The sequence below is a fragment of the Blautia sp. AM29-29 genome (genome assembly GCF_003480555.1).
GTDB lineage: Bacteria > Bacillota > Clostridia > Lachnospirales > Lachnospiraceae > Fusicatenibacter > Fusicatenibacter saccharivorans.
Window position 1 is genome coordinate 107473 of record NZ_QUJD01000001.1, and the last position, 22759, is coordinate 130231.

A 22759-nucleotide genomic window follows, 5' to 3' on the forward strand; every position below is an offset into this window, starting at 1 on the left:
CTTATTCTTTTTTTATTCTGACGGGAATCCCATACACAACCTCGGTCACACAGTCCGCCATCTCTGCCAGACGTACATTAATGTTTCCCAGGATCCGCTGGTATTCCATCGTCTCCTCCTCATATCGGTATCCGTCCGAAAAAATTTCATTCGTCACCAGAACCAGATTCCGCGCCTGATTGGCCAGACGGGAAACGCCCGCAAGAATTTCCTCCTCCGTCCGCGCTTTTCCCGCCCCGGATGGATCAAATATTTCATTTGCCGTGAGATTCGACATACATTCGAGCAGCACATCGCTTCCCGGTTCCAGCTCCACTTCTTTTAAATTCGTATAACACTCAATCGTCGAAAACTTCTTTGCCGCGCGCATCTTCCGGTGGCGTGCAATACGCGCCTGCCCTTCCGCACCGAACGGCTGCATCGTTGCGATATAAACCCTCCGTGTTCCGCCAAAATCCAGAATACACTGCTCCGCATACGCCGATTTTCCGCTGCCGCTGCCGCCTGTAACCAGATGTATCATCGTTTCACCTGCCTTTTTTAAGTCAGCGGCACATACGTTTCGATCTGTGCCTCGTCAAATGTCGCCATGCCGCGGTATACGGCATTTGCCTGATCCAGAATCGGGAAAAGCATGATGGCGCCCGTTCCCTCGCCCAGACACATATCGCAGTGCAGGAAGGCTTCTTTTCCAAGCTCTGCAAGCAGCAGATGCGCCGCCGGCTCCTTCGATACGTGCGAAGCGATCATATAGTCCTTTGCAAACGGTGCAATCCGTGCAGCAAGAAGCGCTGCCACACAGGAAATAAAGCCGTCCATCACAACCGGAACGCCATGTGCAGCCCCTGCAAGAAAGACACCCGCCATGCCGGCAATGTCAAAACCGCCGACCTTTGCCAGCACATCGATGGGATCGGACGGATCCGGCTGATTGATGGCAATTGCTTTTTCAATCGCTGCAATTTTCCGCGCAAGACCTTCACTCGAAAGCCCGGCGCCCCGTCCCGTCAGTTCCGGAACCGGCTGATTCAGGAAAACGGCTGCCATTGCACTGCTCGTCGTCGTATTTCCAATGCCCATCTCACCGGTTGCCATCAGCTGATAGCCCGCCGCAATTTTTTCTTCCGCCACGGCGATTCCTGTTTCAAGCGCACGAACGGCCTCTTCCCTTGTCATCGCCGGACCTTTTGCCATATTTTTTGTTCCATACGCAACTTTATACCGCGGAACCTTCGTATCGCGCGCCATTCCGATATCAATCGGAAACAGATCCGCATGCGCACTGCGGCAGAGAATGGCTGCTGTCGCCTTCTCCTGCAGAAAATTTTCCGCAACTGTCGCTGTCACTTCCTGACCGCTCTGCGTCACGTTTTCTTCCACAACGCCATTGTCCGCACAGAACGTCAGAAGTGCTCTTTTTTCAATCGAAATCTCCTCTTTTCCGGTGATTCCGGCAATCTGGATGAGCACGTCCTCCAGCTTTCCGAGGCTGTGGAGCGGCTTTGCAATGCCGTCCCAGTGAGCCTTGGCACGATCCATCGCCTCTTTCGAAAGCGGATGGATCTGTTCGATTGTTTCCTGTAATGTCATCTTTTGTTCGCCCCTTCTTTCGATATGACGTCCGATCAGCTCTGTTTTTTCACCCAGTTCACAAAGAAAATATGGGAATCTTCCCGCGCTGTTCCGCTGGAAGTTGTCCATTTATAGGTGTATGTATATGTCACACATTTTTCTTTATCCATATTCAGATTTTTAAATGCTTTCGGAGTCATGAAATATAGATAATCAAAATCATCTCTCGTATCGCCAAAGCCCGGGATCACACGCTTTGTGCCGTTCTTCAGATATGCATCCATGATCGACTGGGATTCATCCACTGCACCGTAGGCTCCATTATTTTTCAGCTGATTGATAATCGAACTGCTCTGCTCCGCAATTCCCGTCAGATAGTTTGTCAGACTTCCGTTCCGCGCCGGTTCAAACTGCTGCTGTTTATAAATCGCGGTGCGGAGCGAAATATTCTGTGCCGCCATCCGGTTCCGGATGACCATCGCAACTGCCGTCATACCGGTTTTTCTCTGGACACCCGCCTCCGCACTGCAGATAGCCGCAAAGAAATCACGGTCACTCACAGACGGATCCGTGTAATACTGATGCTCCATCGTATAATATTTTCCGCTTACGCTGTCCTTTGCACGCACATACTGGCTCGAGCCGAGAATGCACACTCCGTTTTCGTCAAAGCTGTAGTACCAGTTGCTGCTGTTCTTTTTCAGCAGAGCGTAATACGATTTTACCATCTTTCCGTCGCTTCCAAAGTAATACCAGCCCGTCTGCGGATCACCGCTTACCATCCGTTTCTGTGCATTGAGCCACTGGTTCTTTGCCATGCCTCCCCAGTCTTTAAAGTAATAGGAAGCGCCGTTGATAGTCCGCTCTCCCGTCACCATCACGCCGTTGGCATCGGCATAGTAACTGTTGTTTAAATGCGTAAAGAAAGTATTGCGGTACATCGCACCATTTTCCCGGAAGTAATACCACTGGTTCTCTTTCGAAAGCCAGCCCGTCACCATCTTTCCATCCGCATCGGCATAATACGTTTCACCGCCAAGCTGGAAAAAGGTACTACGGTACATGCCGCCCCAGCCCCGGAAATAATAATACGTACCATTGATTTTCTGCCAGCCGGTTACCATCTTTCCATCTGCATTCACACGATATGTATTGTTGTCATATTCAAAAAAGCGGTCAAAATACTGCTCTCCGGTTTCATCAAAATAGTAATATGTACTGCCCTGCTGCAGCCAGCCGATGGTCAGTTTTCCATCTGCAGCCGCATGGCAGACACTCGTTCCGTTTTTGATGAATGCATTCTGATACATGCCGCCCCAGTCCTTGAAATAGTACCAGTCACCGTCGATCTGTTTTTTTCCGACAGCCATCTTTCCGTTCTCATCGGCATAGTAAAGTGCACTTCCTGTCGGTGCTTTGAAAAAGGTGCTGCGGTACATGCCGCCCCAGCTTCGGAAATAATACCAGGTTCCATCCTGCAGCAGCCAGCCGGTCGTCATCTTTCCATCCGTATCAACATGATAAATATTATTTTTATGCGTCAGAAAGGTGTTTTGTGCCATGCCGCCCCAGCTTCGGAAGTAATACCAGATCCCGTCAATCTGTTCGAACCCGGATGCCATTTTTCCATCCGCATCAACATAATACGTATTCTTGTCATACTCAAAAAAACGATTCCGGTACATCGCGCCCTGATCATCAAAATAATAATACACATCATCGATCAGTTTCCAGCCGGTCGCCATTTTTCCGTCCGCATCAGAATAATACGGTACATTTTTCACGGTGTAAAAGGCATCCCGGTAAACACCGCCCCAGCTTTGGAAATAATACCAGGCTCCATCAAGTTTTTTCCAGCCGACCGCCATTTTTCCGTCATTATTCAGGTAGTAACGGTTCTTGTCGTACTCTCTCCAGGCTCCTTTGACAATGGTACCATCCGGATCCTTAAAATACCAGATCCCGTTCTCATTCACCCATGGGTAATAGCTTCCATCCTGCACGGATACCGCCGTCTCTTCGGACTTTCCGCTCTGTACTTCTGCCGCCGGAAGATCCGAGGCGGCATTTTCCGCTGTCGAATCCGGCATCTCCGTTTCTGTCATCTCCGGCGTATTTTCGTCTGTGGTTTCCGCCTCCGATGTTTCTTCTGTTTCTTCCTGTGTAACAGCAGAAGCCTCATTTACCAGACTCTGCTCTGTGCCTGCTCCAAATACGTTCGCAGCACTGACAGCGGTTGTCACGCAGGCTGCCGCCAGTACTCCCCTGATTACTTTATTTTTCATTATTTATTCTTCTCTCCCTGCAAAAACAGGCAAAGCCTGCTGTGTGCTCTGCCTGTTTTAAAATTCTGCTCCTGCTTTATCTTATTTCAAAAACGCCCGAACAGTCTCCGGCATCTGATCTACATCACACTCTGTCGTATGAAGCACCGGTGCAGTACGGATTTCTTCGATCGCACGCGGAATCTCGGTATTGGCAAGTGCAGACAGCTTGTCTACCTGCTCCAGTACCGGAAGGGTGTCATACTCCGGTGCAATCGCTGCAAGAACGCTGCTTGTAAATTTATACGGGCTTGCGGTAGATGCGATGACGGTCTTGGTTTCGTCATAGGTTTCCTCGCGGTATTTTCCGTATACAGCCGCTGCAACCGCGGTATGGGTATCAATCACATATCCGGTATCGCTGTACAGTTTTGCAATCGCGTCTGCTGTCTCCTGTTCGGATGCATAATTGCCGTAGAAGTCTGCCAGCTCTTTTTTCATCGCATCGGTGATCTCATATTTTCCGTCCTTTGCAAGATCCTGCATCAGCTCGCGGTCTGCTGCTTCGCTGTTTCCGGCGATGCGGTAGATCAGACGCTCCAGATTGCTCGAGATCAGGATATCCATGGACGGTGATGTTGTCAGAATAAAGTCTCTGTTTCTGTCGTAAACGCCGGTGCGGAAGAAGTCAAACAGAACTTTGTTCTCATTGGAAGCGCAGATCAGTTTTGCGATCGGCAGTCCCATCTGTTTTGCATAGAATGCTGCGAGAATATTTCCGAAGTTTCCGGTCGGAACGGTTACATTGATCTTTTCTCCGTCTGCAATCTCTCCGTTTTTCACCAGGTTTGCGTAAGCATATACGTAGTAGACGACCTGCGGAACGAGTCTTCCGATGTTGATCGAGTTTGCAGAGCTGAACTGGAAACCTTTATCTGCCAGCTCTTTTCCAAGCTCTTTATCGTTAAACATTTTCTTCACGCCGGTCTGTGCGTCGTCGAAGTTTCCGTGGATGGCTACAACGTAGGTGTTCTTGCCCTTCTGTGTTACCATCTGTTTTTCCTGAATCGGGCTTACGCCGTTCTTCGGGTAAAATACAATAATTCTGGTGCCCGGCACATCTGCAAAGCCTGCCATTGCTGCTTTTCCGGTATCTCCCGATGTAGCAGTTAAGATGACGATCTCATTTTTCACGCCGTTTTTCTTTGCGGCGGTCGTCATCAGATGCGGCAGAATGGAAAGTGCCATGTCCTTGAACGCGATCGTTGCGCCGTGGAACAGCTCCAGATAGTAAACACCGTCTGCTTTTGTCAGCGGTGCAATTTCCTCTGTGTCAAATTTCGCATCGTATGCGTTTGCAATACAGTTTTTCAGTTCATCTTCTGTAAAGTCGGTAAGAAAACGGCTCATTACCTCGTATGCTACTTCCTGATAGCTCATAGCCGCAAGTTTTTCCATGGGAACATCCAGTGCTGGAATGGAGGTCGGTACAAATAATCCGCCGTCGTCGGACAGACCCTTTAAGATTGCCTGGGATGCAGTTACGGTTTCTCCATTGCCTCTGGTACTTTTGTATAATACTTCCATGCTCTTTCTCTCCTTCACTTTGACTCCCGGCAGAGCCTCTCTAACTCCCGGCCGGATACGTTTCAGATTAGTTTTACCTGTACGCTTCCTCTTATTATAATGGATGAAGTATGAAAAAACAACAAAAATATACAAAAAATGACTGTGCACAAAAATGCACAGCCATTTTCCACCATTCTGCCAAAATATTTTTTGTCAGAATGTATGATTTAATTTTCGTCGGACTCCTCCGTTTTTGCTTCGCCGTCTTCTAACGCCGGAGCTTCCCTTTCTGTCTCCTCGAGTGCGAGTGCCTCTTCCTCTTTTTCCGCATTCTCTGCGATTTTATCTTCCGCCCAGGTCACAAACGCTGCCGCGTCTCCGATTTCAAAGCGTTTCTTATCGAGAAAGGTGCTTCTGCCTCCGATGGTGATGCGGATAAAGTTGTCAAACTCCGTCACCTTTGTCAGCTCTTCGAGCGGAATATCAGTGCTTCTGCCCTCTTTTTCGTATGTCATTGTGAGCACCTGCTCAGTAAAACGAAGGGTACGTTCTCCAAGGAGTCCTCTCTTTTTGCATTTTTTCATCTGTGAACGTGCCATCAGATTCGGCAGAAACGTACACAGAAGTGCCATCAGAATGGAGATTCCAAGATTGAAGAAGTCTCCCGGCATGATAAATCCCCGCGCTGCTGCACCGTAGATCATAAAAGCGATCGCAGCCACAACAGCAATCCCTGTAATGATCCGCAGTACCAGACGTACTTTTTTTATCTCGGTGCCGTAAATCTCCACAAACATTCCTTTGGTGTATTCAATTTTGTTTTTAAACAGCATATGCTCTCTCTTTTCTTATCGGTTGTTGATTGCAGTTACCAGCGCGTCGATGGAAGCACGGATGATATCCGGATCTACGCCTGCGCCCCAGGAAAGGATTCCGTCCGGCTTTTTGATGCCGACGTAGGCAATTGCCTGTGCACTTGAGCTCTGCTCCAGCGCGTGCTCCGTGTAGCTGACCAGATCATACTGCAGATTGTACTGCTGTTTCAGCGCGTTGCTGACAGCATTCAGACGGCCGTTTCCTTCTGCATATACAGTTGCATACTCACCGCCCTCGTAATTGGAGGTAACCTGTGCTTCAATTCTGCCCTCATCGAGCTGTTTAAAGTGAACGCCGTTGATGTTGTACGGTGTCGTTACGTTCTCGAAGGTATCTTTAAAGAGTTCAAAGATCTCATCCGGACGCAGCTCTTTATGCAGATGATCGGAAACGGATTTTGCGGTATAGCTCATAGCCTCGCGCATCTTCGCCGGCAGATTCAGGCCGTATTTCGTCTCCAGAATATAGCCGACACCGCCCTTTCCAGACTGGCTGTTGATGCGGATGACGTCTGCATCGTAGTTTCTTCCGATATCGGTCGGATCGATCGGCAGATACGGAACGGTCCAGGTATCCGGTGCTTTCTCCTCGATCCAGTGCATGCCTTTTGCGATCGCATCCTGATGGGAACCGGAGAAGGCTGCAAATACGAGAGATCCGCAGTACGGGCTTCTCGGGTTGATGCTCATACCGGTGAAGGATTCAAATGCATGGCAGAGTTTCGGCATATCGGAGAAGTCAAGCTCCGGATCGACGCCCTGCATGTACATGTTCATGCCGACCGTGATAATATCCACGTTTCCGGTTCTCTCGCCGTTTCCGAACAGCGTTCCCTCGATACGGTCTGCTCCGGCAAGGATACCCATCTCTGCATCGGAAACGCCGCAGCCGCGGTCATTGTGCGGATGAAGGGAAAGAACGACATTATCGCGGTATTTCAGGTTTTTGCTCATGTATTCCACCTGGCTTGCATAAACGTGCGGCATGGAAAGCTCCACGGTGCTCGGCAGGTTGATGATGGCTTTGCGGTCTGCAGTCGGCTGCCATACGTCGAGAACGGCGTTGCACACCTCAAGCGCATATTCCGGCTCGGTTCCGGTAAAGCTCTCCGGGCTGTACTCGAAGCGGTATTTCTCGCCGGCCTCTTCTGTCAGCTCTTTTAAGAGCTTCGCTCCCTCAACGGCGATTTTCAGGATGTCTTCTTTCGACTTTTTGAAGACCTGCTGACGCTGTGCATAGGAAGTGGAATTGTAAACGTGAACGATAGCATTCTTGCAGCCCTTTAATGCCTTGAAGGTCTTGCGGATGATATGCTCTCTCGCCTGGGTCAAAACCTGAACGGTTACGTCTTCCGGGATCAGATCCTGCTCGATCAGGGTGCGGAGAAACTCATATTCGGTCTCGGATGCTGCCGGGAAGCCAACCTCGATCTCTTTGAAACCAACTTCCACAAGAAGTTTGAAGAACTCTACCTTCTGTTCCAGGCTCATCGGAATGACAAGCGCCTGGTTTCCGTCACGCAAGTCAACGCTGCACCATACCGGTGCTTTCTCGATGCTGTCTTTTTTTGCCCAGTCCATGCACGGAACCGGCGGCATATAGTACTGTTTCTGATACTTCTTTACATTCATCATGATTTTCTCCTCTCAGAAAGTGAAATATAATTTATTCTGCCGACATAAATTCGGGATGAAAGCATAAAAAAATCTCTCATCTTCTGTGTCGGCTTCTGACACAAGAGACGAAAGACTTGCTATCTTACGCGGTACCACTCCTGTTTTACAGAGATTTTCTCTGTACACTCTGCGGATACGGATGAAACATCTGCATATCCTGCCCCTCTAACGGTGGGTTTCCGTCTGCACCTACTCTTTTTATTCTAAATTTGGGAGCAGCGGCTCTGAGGTCAGTTCCACGGAATTCGTCTGCTGTTTCGCATCACCCAACAGCTTTCTGGATTCGGAAGCTCCATGTAGTATTCCTCTTCTTTGCCTTTTTCCTAACTTGGCTCTTATGTTACCATTTTTCTCCATCTCTGTCAAGCGCAAAACGCAGGATTCCGTAAAAATACACCCGCCGGAAAGGAGGCTCCGGCGGGTGCTCTAATACATGATTTCGTTGTTTTATTTGTTGTACTCTTCCAGGTATTTCTGGTAATCCTCTACCTGTTTTCCGTGGATTTCCTTGAGTTCATCCAGTGTAGTCGGAACAGCCAGTCCTAAGTTGTCCAGCCAGTCTTTCCAGATCCACAGAGTCTCACATGCCGGCTCTGCAACGTCGCCCGGGATACGGTAAATTCCGTTGTCTCCGGATGCATAGAACATAACGCCAGGATCTACGCTGTTGTAGTAGTCAACCATGTTGGTGTATTTCTTCATATACGGAGAAACATCCACCAGAAGGCCTGCGTCTACCCATTTCGTATAGTCAGCTTCCATGTTCCACCACCAGATGATGTCCGGTCGCTGTGTCTCATCGCCCATCAGAAGGGAAATTTTGGATGTTGCATCCGACCAGCCCGGCAGTGCAATGATATCGATATCCAGGTTGCAGCGGTCCTCCATCCATTTCTGCATTTCGCTCTCTCCTTTCCTTCCGGCGATATAATGCATTATTTTGCACCATTATTTTTTAATGTGTGATATTAACAAGGTTTTTATTCTTGCGTTTTTGTTCAGTTTAGTTTTCCTTAAATGCACCATTTTGCATTACTAATTAGTGTTTTTCTACATGGCATTTATGCACGAATTTGAATCATTGCAAAAAGGGAGCCGGAAACGCCCCGGCAGACGGTTTTTCTTCTCGTCCACCGGGGCGTCCCTGGCTTTCTTTCTTTGTTCACTTTTTCCTGTTTTTTCTATTTCTTTCTATCCCTGACGCTTGCACGAGGAACGGCGCACCACAACCTCCCCCGAAACGAGAATCCGCTCTTTCGGCGCTTCCGGGTGCTCCTCCCGCCATAAAAATTCATGCACCATACGGCGGCCAAGCCACTTCGTATCGACATGAACGGTTGAGAAGAACGGATACAGCATCCGGTCCTCATCATCATCAAATCCGGTCAGTGCCACATCCTCCGGCACGCGCACGCCGATTTTCCGGAAGGATTCTGTCAGTCTTTTGGCGATCATATCGTTGCCGCAGACAATCGCTTCCGGCAGTGTATCGTAGCTCGCCACAATCTTGTCAAAATTTTCCGGGTAATAAAAATGATCGCTCTCCATATTGGGGCGCACAAGCTCCTCCTCGAGCGGAATGCCCGCCTGTTCCATCGCTGCAAGGAAACCGACATACCGGTCATGCATCGACTCATACGTGCTGCTGTGCTCACTTAGGAAACCGATCCGCGTCATGCCCTGCCCGATCAGATGGGACGTCAGAAGACTCACCGGCTGCACACCGTCCACACGCACGATATCGCCCATCGGCCGCTGTTCGATACCGCAGTAATGGTCGAGCTGAAAAATGCGGTATCCCAGATTTACCAGTTTCTGCATATATTCCGGCGGCAGCATTTTAATGCAGAAGATCGCATCGATATTTTCATTCAGGCCGAGCGGCAGAATGCCGTTCTCCTCCTCCCGCTCCGTCACGACCGCAACGCGCGTCTGACAGTTATTGAGGCTCGCCTCCTCGGAGATGCCGCTCACGACACGGTCCCAATAAACAGCGGCATCCCGCGTACGCAGAACCATAATATTGTAATGCTTCTCCTGCGGTGCCCGAACTTCTTCCACATATACATTTTCGCCCAGATAGCCATTTCTTTTCGCCATCCGAAGAACTCTCTCCCGCGTCACCGGAGCTACCTTCGGATCATCCTTTAATGCCATGGCAACCGTATTCCGGGACAATCCCAGCTCCTTTGCCATACTCTGTATCGTTACTTTCCCCATAACTTCCTCCCTGTTTTTTCTGCGCAATTCATTTTTCTTCCGCACACGTCTTTGTCCGTAAGAAAAAAAGTGCCGTAAAACGACACTCTTACCGATCGGGGCAACAGGATTTGAACCTGCGACCTCACGGCCCCCAGCCGTGCGCGCTACCAAGCTACGCCATACCCCGTAATCATGTTTTCATTATACCAGCGAACTTCTGAAAAATCAATGTTATTTTTCCCTCTCCCGTTTCATTACATTCATTTCTTTATTTCGTGTCATATTCTCTTTTATTTTACTATATTGTCACTTTTTCTTTCTGAATATGTAATTTTTCGACGTTTTCCACGTATCATAAGTGAAAGGGGAAAATCGTATGCCATACAAACTTTCACCTCTGGCATGCCCGTCTGCAAAGACTATGTAAAAACTGAATAAAAGGAGACATCGTAATGGAAACTGAAATTTACTTTCTACTACACTCTTTAGGAATTGGTGCAAAATACCGCGGATTTCGCTATCTCGCCTATGGTATCGCTTTATGCATGGAAGACGAAGATTATCTCCTTCGGGTCAGCAAAACGCTGTACCCAAAGATCGCGCAAACGTTTCAGGTATCGTCCTCCTGCGTCGAACGAGACATCCGCACCGCTATTTCCGTCTGCTGGACCCGCGGAAACCGTGATCTGCTCTTTTCGCTTTCTGTGCATCCGGTTCTGACAAAACCGACCAATTCCGAATTTTTTGATATTTTAAGTTCTTATATCAAATACTACCGTGCTTTTCCTGCCTGTCGTCAGGAGGCATAAAAAAAACGAATACAGAAAAGATAACACTTCCGCGCCCTATCATATTGGGGGATATGCATGGCGCGGAAGTGTTTTTTCTATGATAAAACGATAGAACGAAAAAAGGAGACTGCCCGCAAAGGCAGCCTCCCGATATGGATCATTTGACAGCAAACCGATTAGTTGTTGATCAGTTTGTCCTCGTTGCTCCAGCTGTACAGTTTTCTGACTTCTTCTCCGACTTTCTCTGACGGATGCTCTGCAGCTTTTCTTCTCATTGCACGGAAGTGAGCCTGTCCGCCTGCTGGGGACATATCCAGAAGGAAGTCTTTTGCGAAAGTACCATCCTGGATATCGGAAAGGATCTTCTTCATGGTCTTCTTGGTTTCTTCTGTGATGATCTTCGGTCCGGTGATGTAATCGCCGTACTCGGCTGTGTTGGAGATGGAGTATCTCATTCCGGAGAATCCCGACTGATAGATCAGGTCTACGATCAGTTTCATCTCATGGATGCACTCGAAGTATGCGTTTCTTGGGTCGTATCCAGCCTCGCACAGAGTCTCAAATCCAGCCTGCATCAGGGCGCATACACCGCCGCAGAGAACTGCCTGCTCACCGAACAGGTCTGTTTCGGTCTCAGTTCTGAAGGTTGTCTCCAGAAGACCAGCTCTTGCTCCGCCGATTCCAAGGCCGTAAGCCAGTGCTCTGTCCAGAGCTTTTCCGGTGTAATCCTGCTCAACAGCAACCAGGCAAGGAGTTCCTTTGCCAGCCTGATACTCGCTTCTTACTGTGTGGCCAGGTGCTTTCGGAGCGATCATAGCTACATCTACGTTCTTCGGAGGTACGATCTGTCCGAAGTGGATAGCGAAACCATGAGCGAACATCAGCATGTTGCCCTCTTCCAGGTTTGGCTCGATATCTTTTTTGTACATTGCAGCCTGTTTCTCATCGTTGATCAGGATCATGATGATATCAGCCTGTTTTGCAGCCTCAGCAGCGGTGTATACTTTGAATCCCTGTGCCTCTGCTTTTGCCCAGGATTTGCTGCCTTCATAAAGTCCAATAATAACATCACAGCCGGAATCTTTCAGGTTCAGTGCATGAGCATGTCCCTGGCTTCCGTAGCCGATAATTGCGATTTTTTTGCCTTCCAGTAAAGAGAGATTACAATCTTCCTGATAAAAAAGTCTTGCTGCCATTTTATTTTCCTCCATAATATATAGAATGTCTTGACCGGCGGCAGGTCGGCCAATTTATACAGCGAAAAGCATTTCTGCCTTTTGCTGTTTGTCAGGGAAATGAACTTTTCTATACAAAAATTTCATTCCTCTAGCAAACGTATGTAATGTGATCTGCGTTAATCGAGGTAACGCACATCGTGGGCTCCTCTGGAGAGTCCTGTCACTCCTGTTCTGGCCAGTTCCAGGATTTCGTATCCCTGTACCAGATTCAGGAACCCTTCGAGCTTTGACTGGTTTCCGGTCAGCTCTACAATCAGGCTTTCCTGTCCCACATCCACGATTCTTCCACGGAAGACATCGGAGATGGCGATGACATTGCGGCGTTCATTTTCATTCACACGGATTTTGACCAGCATCAGCTCTCGTCTGACACTCTCGTCCGGCTTCAGCTCTTTGATATCCCGCACATCGACAAGTTTTGCCAGCTGTTTTTTGATCTGCTCCAGAATCATTTCATCACTGCAGTACAGAACAACAGTCATTCTTGTGTATCGCGGGTCTGCTGTCACACCGGCGGTGATCGTCTCGATATTGTATCCGCGTCGGCTGAAAAGACCAGCTACTCTGCTTAAAAGTCCCGGCGTATTATCCACCAGCAGGGATAATGTTCTTTTCTGTTCCATAAACACCAACTTTCCTCCATCCGCAGGCGCCGCGGATTTTCAGCAATTTCTTACAACTTCCAACGCCTTATCCAATATATTAGCAACTTATCCTCACTTTGTCAACAAAAATTTTACCAAATTATTCTTTTGAGCAAAAATCTTTTGCCTCCTGTGGTTCCCATTTGCATACCTTCCGGTCATACGTAAGGATGCCGTTCGACTCCTCCTCGACATCGGTAAGCTGTGTGTAGACTGCTGCGGCAAGTCCCTGTTCTGTGAGTTCTCTTATCTTTTCTGCCAGTGCATTCATCGCTTTCTGGTACTGTGTCTGGTTCTGGTACGTGCGGTAGCCGAACGATTTTTCGGAGTAGAGATGCTCCTGTACCGGATACGTATAGCCGCCGTATTCAGAAAAAGCAAACGCGCGCTCCTCCGGTTTTACTTTTAACGGACGAAAGTAATTGTGAAGGCTCTTGATGTCCCCCGCTCCCTGATCGTACCAGCCGCTCGCGTGGTCGATCTGCCGCGTCGGATCGAGAGCGCGCACCATTTCTGTCATCTCCCTGGCATCAAACTGTCCCCATCCCTCGTTGAACAGAACCCAGAGCGACACGCACGGTGCATTGTAAAGCTGATGAACCGTCTCGCGGCACTCCCGCTTCCACCACTCTCTTCCCGTTTTTGAGGTCCGCGAAAAGAGCGGATAACAGTTATCCCTGAATTCCGTTGTCACAAACGGCAGTACGGTCGGAAGGTACAAAAGGAACGTCTGGATCGACCGGCCGCCGCCGTTGATCATATCCTGCCACACCAGCATACCGATATGGTCGCAGTGGGAATACCATCTTGCGCACTCAACTTTCAGGTGTTTCCGGATCATATTGAAACCGAGGCGTTTGGCCGTCTTAATGTCATAAACCATCGCCTTATCGGACGGCGGCGTGTAGAGGCTTTCCGGCCAATAACCCTGGTCGAGGACACCGTTCTGGAAATACGGCTTTCCGTTTAAGAGAAGACGCGTGATTCCTTTCTCATCTTTTCCAATGCCGAATTTGCGCATGCCGAAATAACTCTCAATGCGGTCTTCTCCCGCTTCAATGGAAACCCCATAGAGATGCGGATGTTCCGGGCTCCAGCCTGCAAAATTACCGAGAATCAGCTCCGCCTCGTTTTCTCTCGTCTCCCGGACGCAGATCACCTTCGCATCCGGCGCTTCGCTCTCCCGCACCGTAATTTTTTTCGTCAGTCCCGCATCCGGTCCGTTGAGGAAAACCCGTACTTTTACGCTCGCCGTATCATATTCCGGCGTGATCACGATGCGTTCCAGATACGTCTCCGGCACCCATTCCATCCAGACGCTCTGCCAGATGCCGCTCTGCGCGGTGTAAAACATGCCGCCCGGGGTAAGGCTCTGCTTTCCGCGGCCCTTCCAGTCCGTGTCCGTCTCATCGCGCACCTTGACGGCAAGCTCGTTCTCTCCCGTTTTGAGATACGGCGTAAGATCCACTGAAAAAGAAAGATACCCGCCGAGATGGCCTCCGGCACGCTTTCCGTTGCAGTAAATTACCGCATCCTGATCCACGGCGCCGAACTGCAGCAGCAGCCGTTTTCCGGCAGGAATTTTGGGAAGCTGAATCGTGCGGAAGTACCACAGATATTCTTTTGGAAGCAGCTGCCGCTTCACGCCGGACGCATCGCACTCCGGGGAAAACGGAACGAGAATTTTTCCGTCCCGCTGTTTTGGCATTTTCTGCGTTTCCGTGAACGCATACTCCCACCATCCGTTCAGATTTGTCCAGTTTTCCCGGCGCATCTGCGGACGCGGATATTCCGGAAACGGGAGCTCTTCTTCCGGATTTTTCCCAAATTCCGTAGAAAGGCGGAATTTTTTTCCTTCCTTTTTTCCAATCTGTAATGCTTTGACCGCATTTTTGAAGTCCATTCTTTTCCCTCTTTTTCTGATTTTTATGATTGATAAAAGCGTGCCCGGACAAAATCCCGGACACGCTTTTGGTGTACTGAAAATCAAAGCGGATATTCGCAATCCGGTTAGATAAACGCCAGCGTTTTCATCAGATACAGCCAGAACGTCAGCGTAAAGGCACTGCCGCACGTTGTGAGCATAACGGTGTTTGCCGTCAGACTTCCCTCATGACCCATATTTTTCGCCATGATAAAACTGCTCACCGTCGTTGCGGAACCCAGCATCACAAGGATTGCCACCAATTTTTCCTGACGGAAGCCAAGTATCACGGCGATCGGCAGAAAGACAGCTGCAAGACCGACCAGCTTAATCGCAGCTGCAGCAATCGACGGCCGAATATTCTTTGCCGCGCTCTTTGCCTCAAACGACGCACCCATCGCAATCAGGCCGAGCGGCGTTGCAAGTACCGCAATATTCTGCACCGTTTTCTGCAGAATCACCGGCTTTGGAATGCGAAGCACCGACCAGAGAAGTCCTGCAGCGATCCCGAGGATAATCGGGTTTGTCACGATATTTTTCGCCGTCTTTTTCACAAAATCTGCCGTGATCTCCTCCCGTTCCGGACGGAATACTGCAAGAACGACAACCGCCATGATATTATACAGCGGCACACTGCTGATGATCATCAGCGGCGCCATGCCGGAATTTCCGTAGATATTCTGGATAAAGGCAATACCAAGGATCGCCGCACTGCTCCGGTACGCCGCCTGGATAAATTCGCCTCTTGCACTTCTCTCTTTTAAGAGATGGGAAAGTCCCCATACCGCAAGAATTGAGAGCAGTGTTGCAAAGAAGCAGAACAGAACGAATTTGATATCCCACACAGCGGAGAAATCAGAATCCGACAGGTCCTGGAACAGCAGCACCGGGAGTGCGATTTTAAACACAAATTTGTTCATTTTGCTTGTGAACGATTCGTCCAGAATACCAACCTTTCGAAAGAAAAGTCCCAAAATCATTGTCAGGAAGATCGGCATCGTCGCGTTCAAGCTGAAGATCAGATTACTCATACCAGTGTTTTTCCTGCCAGTACATTTTTATAATCTTCGTAGTTCTCTTCGAGAAGCTTCGGCGTATTCAGACCGTAGGGACATTTCTTCATGCAGGCGCCGCAGTGGAGACAACCTTCGATTTTCTTCATCATCGCCTGGCCGCGCTCGGTGAGCTGGTTGGCGGACGGGGAACGGCGCAGAAGCAGGCTCATGCGCGCGCAGGTGTTAATCTCAATGCCTGCCGGACATGGCATACAGTAACCGCAGCCGCGGCAGAAGTTGCCAGAGAGCTCTTTCTGGTCTTTCTCGATGATCGCCTTGATTTCATCCGTCATGGCAGGCGGACAGGCAATGTAGCTTAAGAACTCGTCCAGCTCTTTTTCTCTCTGGACGCCCCAGATCGGAAGCACGTTGTCGTACTGGTCTTCAAAAGCATATGCAGCCGCGGAGTTTGTGATCAGCCCGCCCGAGAGCGCTTTCATTGCGATAAAGCCGATATTTTTCTCTTTGCATCCCTGTACCAGTGCTTTCTCACGGTCCGTTGCCAGATAGCAGAACGGGAACTGCAGCGTCTCGTAAAGACCGGACTCGATGATCTCCTCTGCCACGCTCATGCGGTGGTTCGTGATACCGATGTGGCGGATTTTTCCCTGTGCTTTTGCTTCCAGCATCGCCTCATACAGGCCGGTTCCATCTCCCGGCTTAGGACAGAAGGACGGATTGTGGAACTGATAGATATCGATGTAATCCGTCTTCAAAAGGGAAAGGCTTGTCTCCAGATCCTTCCAGAACCCCTCCACATCCTTTGCCATCGTCTTCGTAGAGATAAAGACCTTCTCACGCATTTTCTCAAACGCTGCGCCTAATTTTTCCTCGCTGTCGCTGTATGCACGCGCGGTATCAAAAAAGCGGATGCCTCCGTCATACGCTTTGCGCAGCAGATAAACAGCGTCTTCTTTCGTGACACGCTGTACCGGCAGCGCGCCGAAGCCGTTCTTGTTTACACAGATTCCTGTACTTCCCAGTGTTACCATGGACATACTTATGTTCCTCCTTTTTCGCTTTCATTGTTTCAACTCACAGTCGGTATTTCACGGAGTCTGACATGTCGAAAATAGTTCGACTGTGACTTGCCTCATGTCAGTGGAGGATACCGATTTCTCTCCGCCCGCCAATGCCGTTATGTTTCTTTTAGCAATTCATCCCACCGCTTCAGAAACGGGGGACTTCTTGTCTACTGGTGTTAAAATCCGTTATTTCTATAGTATCACACTTTCTGTCAGACGGCAAACGCGATTTAAAGAGGCAGGCACAAAGGGAAATACTTTCCTTTTATGTCTGCCTCTGAATATCATTTTTTATTTTACTTCTTTATAAAAGTTTACGCAGTCCGACGGATCATAATAGATTTTATTATCCGCAAGCAGCGTGGAAACACCGTTCTGTACTTCGATGATGCTGACCGCACAGTTGTACGGCACGCCGCCGTGCCAGAAGTCGTTCTTGTCTTCATAGACATTGCGCAGCAGCGCACGCATGCAGCAGCCGTGGGTGGCGATCAGGATCATCTTGTCCTGGAGCTCCGGTTTTGCAGTCAGCTCATGATAGAACGCTTCTGCCCGGTCGCAGACCTCCTGGATCGTCTCTCCGTCTCCCGCCGGGCGGAAGTGGAACGGATCTCTGTAAAAATCGTCGAAGTGTTCAGACGGAATCTCAAAATTGTTTGCCCGGCATCCAAGCCCTTCCCAGGAGCCAAAGGAAAGCTCCATCAGGCGGTCGTCGGTCGTAAGCGGCACATTTCTGCCCGCAAGGACGAGCTCTGCCGTGTGCTTTGCGCGGCGCAGTGGACTGGAAATTCCAAGGTCAAACGGGATATTTTTCAGTCCTTCCGCCGTCACTTTCGCCAGACGGACACCGTTCTCATTCAGCTCGGTGTCCGTCTGGCCCTGCAGTCTGCCTTCTACGTTCCACGCGGTTTCACCGTGGCGCATGATATAAAGTTTCATAAAAATCAGCCTCTCAGTTCGATGTTGAACTCATTCTGCAGTTTCTTGCAGATCTTCTCGACAAATTTCTGTACTTTTTCGAAGTCAAATGCTTCTTCCTTCGGTGCAAAGGTGACGGTGAACGCCATGCTCTTCTTGCCTTCCGGAATCTGGCCGCCCTCGTAAACATCGAACAGACGGATCTCTTTTACGTATTTGTTTGCCTCGCGGATACAGTTCTCTACATCGCCGCAGCTGATGTTTTTGTCCATGACAAATGCCAGGTCACGTTTCTCCTCCTGGAATTTGGAGATCGGCTGGAAGGTGCGTTTTTTGCCGTACCATCTGGAGAGCTCTTTTAAGTCAAGCTCCATGATGTAAGCGGAAGTACGCATGCTCAGCTCGTTCTGGATATCGTATGCTGCTTTTCCGAAGTATCCGATTTCTGTACCCTCGCAGAGTACTTTCACTGCCTGATACGGATGCAGGAAGGATTTCTGAACCGGCTCGTAGGTGAACTCAATGTCCATGCTCTCGGCGATGGTGTTGGCGATGCCCTTCATAGTGAAGAAGCTCTCGTTGTTTCCGAAGGTTCCGACGCAGAGAACTTTTCTCTCATCCGGGTAGGATGTCAGCGGCAGGGACTCCGGAATGTAGATGCTTGCTACCTCGAACAGTCTTCCTTCAAGGGTGCCCTGTTTCTCATTTCTGGAAATGGCATTCAGCATGGAAGCTGCCAGTGTGGTACGCATCAGGGACAGATCCTGGTTGATCGGGTTGATGATCTCGATGGCATTTCTCTCTTTTGCATCTGCCGGCAGTTTCAAAAGATCCAGATCTGCAGGGGAGAAGAAGGAATAATGCATGCACTCGTAGATACCCATGGTGCATAAGGTATTCTTCAGTGCCAGCTCGCCTTTCTGCTCTTCATTGTAGCCGCCCATCGTTACCTGTGCAGCGGAAAGGAAGGTATCGGTTACGTGATCGTAGCCGTACATACGGATGACTTCCTCTGCCACGTCCGGATAGCGCTCGACATCGTTCTCTCCCTCCGGCAGCATATCCTCACGGTAAGCCGGAACCTGGATGGTCAGCTCATCGCCATTGATTTCCGGTGCAAAGTTCAGGTTTTTCATAATGCGGAGAATCTCTGCTTCCGGAACTTCGATACCGAGTACGCCGTTTACTTTGCTGACACTGACGGTCATCGGAGTCGGATCGATGGAGTTTCCGGTGTTCACATCGAAATGTGTGCGGGAAACTTTACCGCAGCCGAGCTCTTCCATCAGGTGCAGCGCACGTTTCATACCAAGAACGGCAGAATACTCATCTACGCCTTTCTCATATCTTGCGCTGGCATCCGTTGCTTTTCCAAGTGCACGGGCTGTCTTTCTGACGTTGTCGCGTGCGAATTTTGCGGACTCAAACATAACGGCCTCTGTCGTGTCGCGGATCTCGGAGTTTAAGCCTCCCATGACACCGGCAAGCGCAACCGGTTTTACGCCGTCACAGATTACGAGGTTGTTCTCATTCATTGTGTATTCCTGCTCATCGAGGGTCACGATCTTTTCATTTTCTTTTGCTCTTCTGACGCAGATCTCATTGCCTTCCAGATAAGAGCAGTCAAAAGCATGCATCGGCTGGCCGATCTCTTTTAAGACATAGTTTGTGATATCAACCACGTTGGAGATGGCAGACATGCCGACGAGTGCCAGACGGCGTTTCATCCAGGCCGGGGACTCCCCGATTTTTACGTCATATACGTAATGAGCGCTGTAACGCGGGCAGAGTTCCGGAGCTTCCACGCGGACAGAGAAACCTTCTTTTTCCACATCCGTCTCGTTGTAATCGGTTGCCGGCATTTTTAAAGGTTTTTCCAGCATCGCCGATACTTCTCTTGCGATACCGAGGATACTCTGGCAGTCCGGTCTGTTTGCAGTCAGGGAGATATCAAAGATCCAGTCGTCAAGACCTGTCAGCTCTTTGACATCTGCGCCAAGCTCGGCATCTTCCGGCAGAACAAGCAGTCCGTTGTAGCCTGCGCCCGGGTACAGATCCTCGGTAAGGCCGAGCTCCACGCCGGAGCAGAGCATTCCGCAGGACTCATATCCTCTTAATTTTCCTTTTTTGATGGTCATAACACCCTCGATGGTCTTATGATCTTTTGCTGTTGCATAAACAGAAGCGCCAGGAAGGGCAACCGGGAATTTTCCGCCGGTGTGCACGTTGTCTGCGCCGCAGCAGATCTGCATGGTGCCGTGTTCTCCTGCATTTACCTGGCACACATGAAGATGGGTCTCCGGGATCGGCTCGCAGCCCTCCACCAGACCGACAACAACGTTGCTGATGTCTTTTCCCACCTGATAACGCTCTTCTACTTCAAAACCGCCGTCGAACAGTTTTTTCTCCAGTTCTTCCGGGGTAACATCGATATCTACATATTCTTTCAGCCAACTTAACGGTACTAACATATTAAACCTCCAAATTCAAACTGTTTCGTCTTTATTTCTCGTTAATCTGATTTAAAACCCGCAGATCGGAACCGAATAACAGTTTGATGTTGTTGATTCCGTATTTCAGCATGGCGATACGCTCCAGGCCGATGCCAAAAGCGAAGCCGCTGTACTCTTCTGAATCAATGCCGCAGTTCTCCAGCACGCGTTTGTTTACGATACCTGCTCCAAGGACCTCGATCCAGCCGGTTCCCTTGCAGAGGCTGCATCCTTTTCCGCCGCAGGCGAAGCAGCTGCAGTCTACCTCAACGGACGGCTCCGTGAACGGGAAGTAAGATGGACGAAGACGTGTTGTCGTTCCCTCGCCGTAGATCTTCTGTACGAGTACGTCGAGCATTCCTTTCAGGTCGCAGAGGGTGATGTTTTTGTCGACAACGAGTCCCTCCATCTGATGGAACATCGGAGAATGGGTTGCGTCGTCATCAGACCGAAAAACACGTCCCGGGGAAAGGATCTTGATCGGCGGCTTTTTGTTTTCCATGACATGAATCTGGCCTGCCGATGTCTGGGTACGAAGCAGGAATTCCGGGGAGAGATAGAAGGTATCCTGCATATCTCTTGCCGGGTGATCCTGTGGTGTATTCAGTGCAGTAAAGTTGTAGTAATCGGTCTCGATTTCTCTTCCCTCGTATACCTCAAAGCCCATGCCTGCAAAGATGTCGATGAGCTGTTTGCGGATCAAGGTAACCGGATGAAGGTTTCCGATCGCTGTCTCTTCTGCCGGAAGGGTCAGGTCGATTTTCTCGGACTCATATTTCTTCTGCAGCTCGCGCTCTTTCATCTCCTCTTCCACTTTCTGGAAGCGGCCAAGCGCCCACTCTTTTAACTCATTGACGGATTTACCGTAGTTTGCGCGCTCTTCCGGGGCAATGTTTTTCATTTCTTTCATCAGCCCGCTGATCTTACTTTTCTTTCCTTCCAGATACTCGCTCTTAAATTCATACAGTTCTTTGGAGCTTTTCAGCTCTTCCAGTCCATTTTCAATCTTCTGTTTTAATTCAGACAGATGGCCGGTTAATACACTTTTTTCCTGCATTTGACTCTCCTACTTTCTTTTTCTTGCTTGTTTGATGGTAAATGTGAAAAACAGTCAGATACCCCGCTGCAAACAGCGGAGCATCTGATTTTCGTGGCAGTCGCCAAATATCCATGCAAGCATGGCTGTCTGGCTCGTTGCTCACAAAAAAAGACCCCGCCCCACAAAGGGACGAGATCTGAAATTTCGCGGTACCACCCTGATTTCTGCAGATACTTCCTGCAGACACTCATAACCGGTGCTGTAACGTACACCAAACGTCTGTCCCTACTTGCATTTCCAGTATCCTGCTATACGTTCCGGACATCTGCTCCAATGCGAAATTTGAAATATTCCTGAACCTGAAGGAGCTTGCAGCCGATGACTCCCTCTCTCTGGCGGAAAAAATATTTCTCTGAACATCTTCACAGCATTTTTCCTGTTAGATTATTTATAAAACTTTCATAAACAATATTTATTGTACCGTCTTGACCCCCGGATGTCAAGCCATTATTTTCCCGCTTCTTTATTCGTCTCTTTATTTTCCATAAAATGCTCGATCGCCGCGTTCTGCAGTTTCCGCAGTTTATCCTCAAAATACGCGTTGATCTCCGCGCCGATCAGAAGGATCCACATGCAGAAATACATCCAGATCATGATAAACACGATCATCGTCAGACTGCCGTACATATTGGACGCCGCAAGCGCGATGTCGAGGTACATGGAAAATGCAAGGGAAAAAATAGACCAGGCAAGGGATGAGATCAGTGCGCCCGGGCACTGGCTCTTAAAGCTCGCCTTCCGGTTTGGAATACATTTATACAGTACAAGAAACAGAAGAGCCAGCACGCCTGTCGTGATCAGGGTACGCATTCCCATGATAGAGGATGTCACACGCGCCACCATCGGCAGATGTTCCGTCAGCTTATTCTGAATGCGGGTTCCGAAGACCAGAAGCACCAGACTGGTGAGGAATGCAACGACAAATATCAAGGTATATGCCATGCCCCGCAGCCGGTTGATGATGTAATTACGTGTCTCTGTTACGTGATAAATGCTGTTCAGCCCATTTGTCAGCGCCGCAATGCCCTTTCCCGCCGACCACAGCGTTGTGATGATCGTAATCGGCATATAAGCAACGGACTGATAAAAGATCTCATTTACAATACCGCCCACGTAGCTCTGAAACTCCGTGGGCAGCATATTGATCAGAACGCTGTAAACATCGTCGCGCGTCAGCGGCGTATATTTTACAAGCGTAACAACCAGAAGAACAAACGGAATAAAGGAAAGAAGAATGAAATACGCACTCTGCGCTGCATAAGCACCGACATGGTCCTCATTCAGGCGCTTCATAAAACCGCGGATTGTTTTTATCATCTGGCAAAACCGCCTTTTCTTTGTTTTCGTGAATCTATCCCATTCTTGCACATATATCGTACTTCAGGATAGCCTACAAAGCATATCATACTTTTCT

Annotated in this window: 18 protein-coding genes, 1 tRNA gene and 2 other annotated features; of the genes, 1 reads left to right on the forward strand and 18 read right to left on the reverse strand. The window is 49.3% G+C overall.

From position 1 onward, the window contains the following. Position 1: 1 nt before the first annotated feature. The 9 genes from DW769_RS00505 to DW769_RS00545 all read right to left on the reverse strand — a co-directional run bounded on the left by DW769_RS00505 (position 2) and on the right by DW769_RS00545 (position 10346). The gene (locus DW769_RS00505; RefSeq protein WP_117509027.1) at positions 2-523 is read right to left on the reverse strand and encodes a bifunctional adenosylcobinamide kinase/adenosylcobinamide-phosphate guanylyltransferase; all 522 of its coding nucleotides are present in this window, start codon (positions 521-523) and stop codon (positions 2-4) included. A gap of 17 nt (positions 524-540) precedes the next feature. Next, entirely contained in the window at positions 541-1590 is a 1050-nt protein-coding gene (cobT, locus tag DW769_RS00510) for a nicotinate-nucleotide--dimethylbenzimidazole phosphoribosyltransferase (protein WP_117760346.1), read from the reverse strand. Between the two features lie 35 nt (positions 1591-1625). Further along, the gene (locus DW769_RS00515) at positions 1626-3857 is read right to left on the reverse strand and encodes a cell wall hydrolase (protein WP_118749840.1); all 2232 of its coding nucleotides are present in this window, start codon (positions 3855-3857) and stop codon (positions 1626-1628) included. A gap of 81 nt (positions 3858-3938) precedes the next feature. Then, on the reverse strand, positions 3939-5423 hold the full coding sequence (gene thrC, locus DW769_RS00520) for a threonine synthase (protein WP_118749841.1): 1485 nt from the start codon (positions 5421-5423) through the stop codon (positions 3939-3941). A 209-nt stretch (positions 5424-5632) separates the two neighbouring features. Then, positions 5633-6238 carry a hypothetical protein gene (locus tag DW769_RS00525; protein WP_055218094.1) on the reverse strand — a complete coding sequence of 202 codons (606 nt, stop codon included), beginning with the start codon at positions 6236-6238 and terminating at the stop codon, positions 5633-5635. A 15-nt stretch (positions 6239-6253) separates the two neighbouring features. Next, positions 6254-7915: a 2-isopropylmalate synthase gene (locus DW769_RS00530; RefSeq protein WP_173815153.1), complete on the reverse strand. Its 1662-nt coding sequence runs from the start codon at positions 7913-7915 to the stop codon at positions 6254-6256. A gap of 100 nt (positions 7916-8015) precedes the next feature. Further along, positions 8016-8279: a binding site (T-box leader), on the reverse strand. Positions 8280-8404: 125 nt separating this feature from the next. Next, complete coding sequence (locus tag DW769_RS00535; protein WP_158568304.1) at positions 8405-8857, reverse strand: extracellular solute-binding protein; 453 nt, start codon at positions 8855-8857, stop codon at positions 8405-8407. 291 nt (positions 8858-9148) lie between these two features. Then, entirely contained in the window at positions 9149-10177 is a 1029-nt protein-coding gene (locus DW769_RS00540; protein WP_117800954.1) for a LacI family DNA-binding transcriptional regulator, read from the reverse strand. 95 nt (positions 10178-10272) lie between these two features. Then, positions 10273-10346: transfer RNA gene (locus DW769_RS00545), tRNA-Pro, on the reverse strand. Positions 10347-10611: 265 nt separating this feature from the next. Between DW769_RS00545 and DW769_RS00550 the strand changes: the two genes are divergently transcribed. Then, complete coding sequence (locus DW769_RS00550) at positions 10612-10968, forward strand: sporulation initiation factor Spo0A C-terminal domain-containing protein (RefSeq protein WP_022462283.1); 357 nt, start codon at positions 10612-10614, stop codon at positions 10966-10968. A 158-nt stretch (positions 10969-11126) separates the two neighbouring features. Here DW769_RS00550 and ilvC read toward each other — a convergent pair whose 3' ends face one another. The 9 genes from ilvC to DW769_RS00595 all read right to left on the reverse strand — a co-directional run bounded on the left by ilvC (position 11127) and on the right by DW769_RS00595 (position 22662). Next, a complete protein-coding gene (gene ilvC / locus DW769_RS00555) occupies positions 11127-12146 on the reverse strand; it encodes a ketol-acid reductoisomerase (RefSeq protein ID WP_022462282.1) in 1020 nt (339 codons plus the stop codon). Positions 12147-12304: 158 nt separating this feature from the next. Continuing rightward, the gene (ilvN, locus tag DW769_RS00560) at positions 12305-12811 is read right to left on the reverse strand and encodes an acetolactate synthase small subunit (RefSeq protein ID WP_022462281.1); all 507 of its coding nucleotides are present in this window, start codon (positions 12809-12811) and stop codon (positions 12305-12307) included. A gap of 121 nt (positions 12812-12932) precedes the next feature. Next, entirely contained in the window at positions 12933-14735 is a 1803-nt protein-coding gene (locus tag DW769_RS00565) for a glycoside hydrolase family 2 protein (protein WP_117800950.1), read from the reverse strand. Positions 14736-14842: 107 nt separating this feature from the next. Next, the gene (locus DW769_RS00570; protein WP_022462279.1) at positions 14843-15787 is read right to left on the reverse strand and encodes an AEC family transporter; all 945 of its coding nucleotides are present in this window, start codon (positions 15785-15787) and stop codon (positions 14843-14845) included. Then, on the reverse strand, positions 15784-16809 hold the full coding sequence (locus DW769_RS00575) for an aldo/keto reductase (protein WP_117760352.1): 1026 nt from the start codon (positions 16807-16809) through the stop codon (positions 15784-15786). Before DW769_RS00575 ends, DW769_RS00570 begins: the two co-directional genes overlap by 4 nt. A gap of 318 nt (positions 16810-17127) precedes the next feature. Beyond that, positions 17128-17775, reverse strand: a complete 648-nt coding sequence (locus DW769_RS00580) for a histidine phosphatase family protein (RefSeq protein ID WP_118749842.1) — start codon at positions 17773-17775, stop codon at positions 17128-17130. Positions 17776-17780: 5 nt separating this feature from the next. After that, positions 17781-20225, reverse strand: coding sequence for a phenylalanine--tRNA ligase subunit beta (gene pheT / locus DW769_RS00585; RefSeq protein WP_118749843.1), 2445 nt, complete (start codon positions 20223-20225; stop codon positions 17781-17783). Between the two features lie 31 nt (positions 20226-20256). Beyond that, complete coding sequence (gene pheS, locus DW769_RS00590; RefSeq protein WP_022461828.1) at positions 20257-21303, reverse strand: phenylalanine--tRNA ligase subunit alpha; 1047 nt, start codon at positions 21301-21303, stop codon at positions 20257-20259. A gap of 164 nt (positions 21304-21467) precedes the next feature. Then, positions 21468-21720, reverse strand: a binding site (T-box leader). A 72-nt stretch (positions 21721-21792) separates the two neighbouring features. Then, the gene (locus DW769_RS00595) at positions 21793-22662 is read right to left on the reverse strand and encodes a YihY/virulence factor BrkB family protein (protein ID WP_055226442.1); all 870 of its coding nucleotides are present in this window, start codon (positions 22660-22662) and stop codon (positions 21793-21795) included. Positions 22663-22759 lie beyond the last annotated feature (97 nt).

What these genes read in the sequence shown, in the direction of transcription:
- DW769_RS00505 (WP_117509027.1), bottom strand. Translation starts at nt 523, where the DNA reads ATGATACATCTGGTTACAGGCGGCAGCGGCAGCGGAAAATCGGCGTAT.
- cobT (WP_117760346.1), bottom strand. Translation starts at nt 1,590, where the DNA reads ATGACATTACAGGAAACAATCGAACAGATCCATCCGCTTTCGAAAGAG.
- DW769_RS00515 (WP_118749840.1), bottom strand. Translation starts at nt 3,857, where the DNA reads ATGAAAAATAAAGTAATCAGGGGAGTACTGGCGGCAGCCTGCGTGACA.
- thrC (WP_118749841.1), bottom strand. Translation starts at nt 5,423, where the DNA reads ATGGAAGTATTATACAAAAGTACCAGAGGCAATGGAGAAACCGTAACT.
- DW769_RS00525 (WP_055218094.1), bottom strand. Translation starts at nt 6,238, where the DNA reads ATGCTGTTTAAAAACAAAATTGAATACACCAAAGGAATGTTTGTGGAG.
- DW769_RS00530 (WP_173815153.1), bottom strand. Translation starts at nt 7,915, where the DNA reads ATGATGAATGTAAAGAAGTATCAGAAACAGTACTATATGCCGCCGGTT.
- DW769_RS00535 (WP_158568304.1), bottom strand. Translation starts at nt 8,857, where the DNA reads ATGCAGAAATGGATGGAGGACCGCTGCAACCTGGATATCGATATCATT.
- DW769_RS00540 (WP_117800954.1), bottom strand. Translation starts at nt 10,177, where the DNA reads ATGGGGAAAGTAACGATACAGAGTATGGCAAAGGAGCTGGGATTGTCC.
- DW769_RS00550 (WP_022462283.1), top strand. Translation starts at nt 10,612, where the DNA reads ATGGAAACTGAAATTTACTTTCTACTACACTCTTTAGGAATTGGTGCA.
- ilvC (WP_022462282.1), bottom strand. Translation starts at nt 12,146, where the DNA reads ATGGCAGCAAGACTTTTTTATCAGGAAGATTGTAATCTCTCTTTACTG.
- ilvN (WP_022462281.1), bottom strand. Translation starts at nt 12,811, where the DNA reads ATGGAACAGAAAAGAACATTATCCCTGCTGGTGGATAATACGCCGGGA.
- DW769_RS00565 (WP_117800950.1), bottom strand. Translation starts at nt 14,735, where the DNA reads ATGGACTTCAAAAATGCGGTCAAAGCATTACAGATTGGAAAAAAGGAA.
- DW769_RS00570 (WP_022462279.1), bottom strand. Translation starts at nt 15,787, where the DNA reads ATGAGTAATCTGATCTTCAGCTTGAACGCGACGATGCCGATCTTCCTG.
- DW769_RS00575 (WP_117760352.1), bottom strand. Translation starts at nt 16,809, where the DNA reads ATGTCCATGGTAACACTGGGAAGTACAGGAATCTGTGTAAACAAGAAC.
- DW769_RS00580 (WP_118749842.1), bottom strand. Translation starts at nt 17,775, where the DNA reads ATGAAACTTTATATCATGCGCCACGGTGAAACCGCGTGGAACGTAGAA.
- pheT (WP_118749843.1), bottom strand. Translation starts at nt 20,225, where the DNA reads ATGTTAGTACCGTTAAGTTGGCTGAAAGAATATGTAGATATCGATGTT.
- pheS (WP_022461828.1), bottom strand. Translation starts at nt 21,303, where the DNA reads ATGCAGGAAAAAAGTGTATTAACCGGCCATCTGTCTGAATTAAAACAG.
- DW769_RS00595 (WP_055226442.1), bottom strand. Translation starts at nt 22,662, where the DNA reads ATGATAAAAACAATCCGCGGTTTTATGAAGCGCCTGAATGAGGACCAT.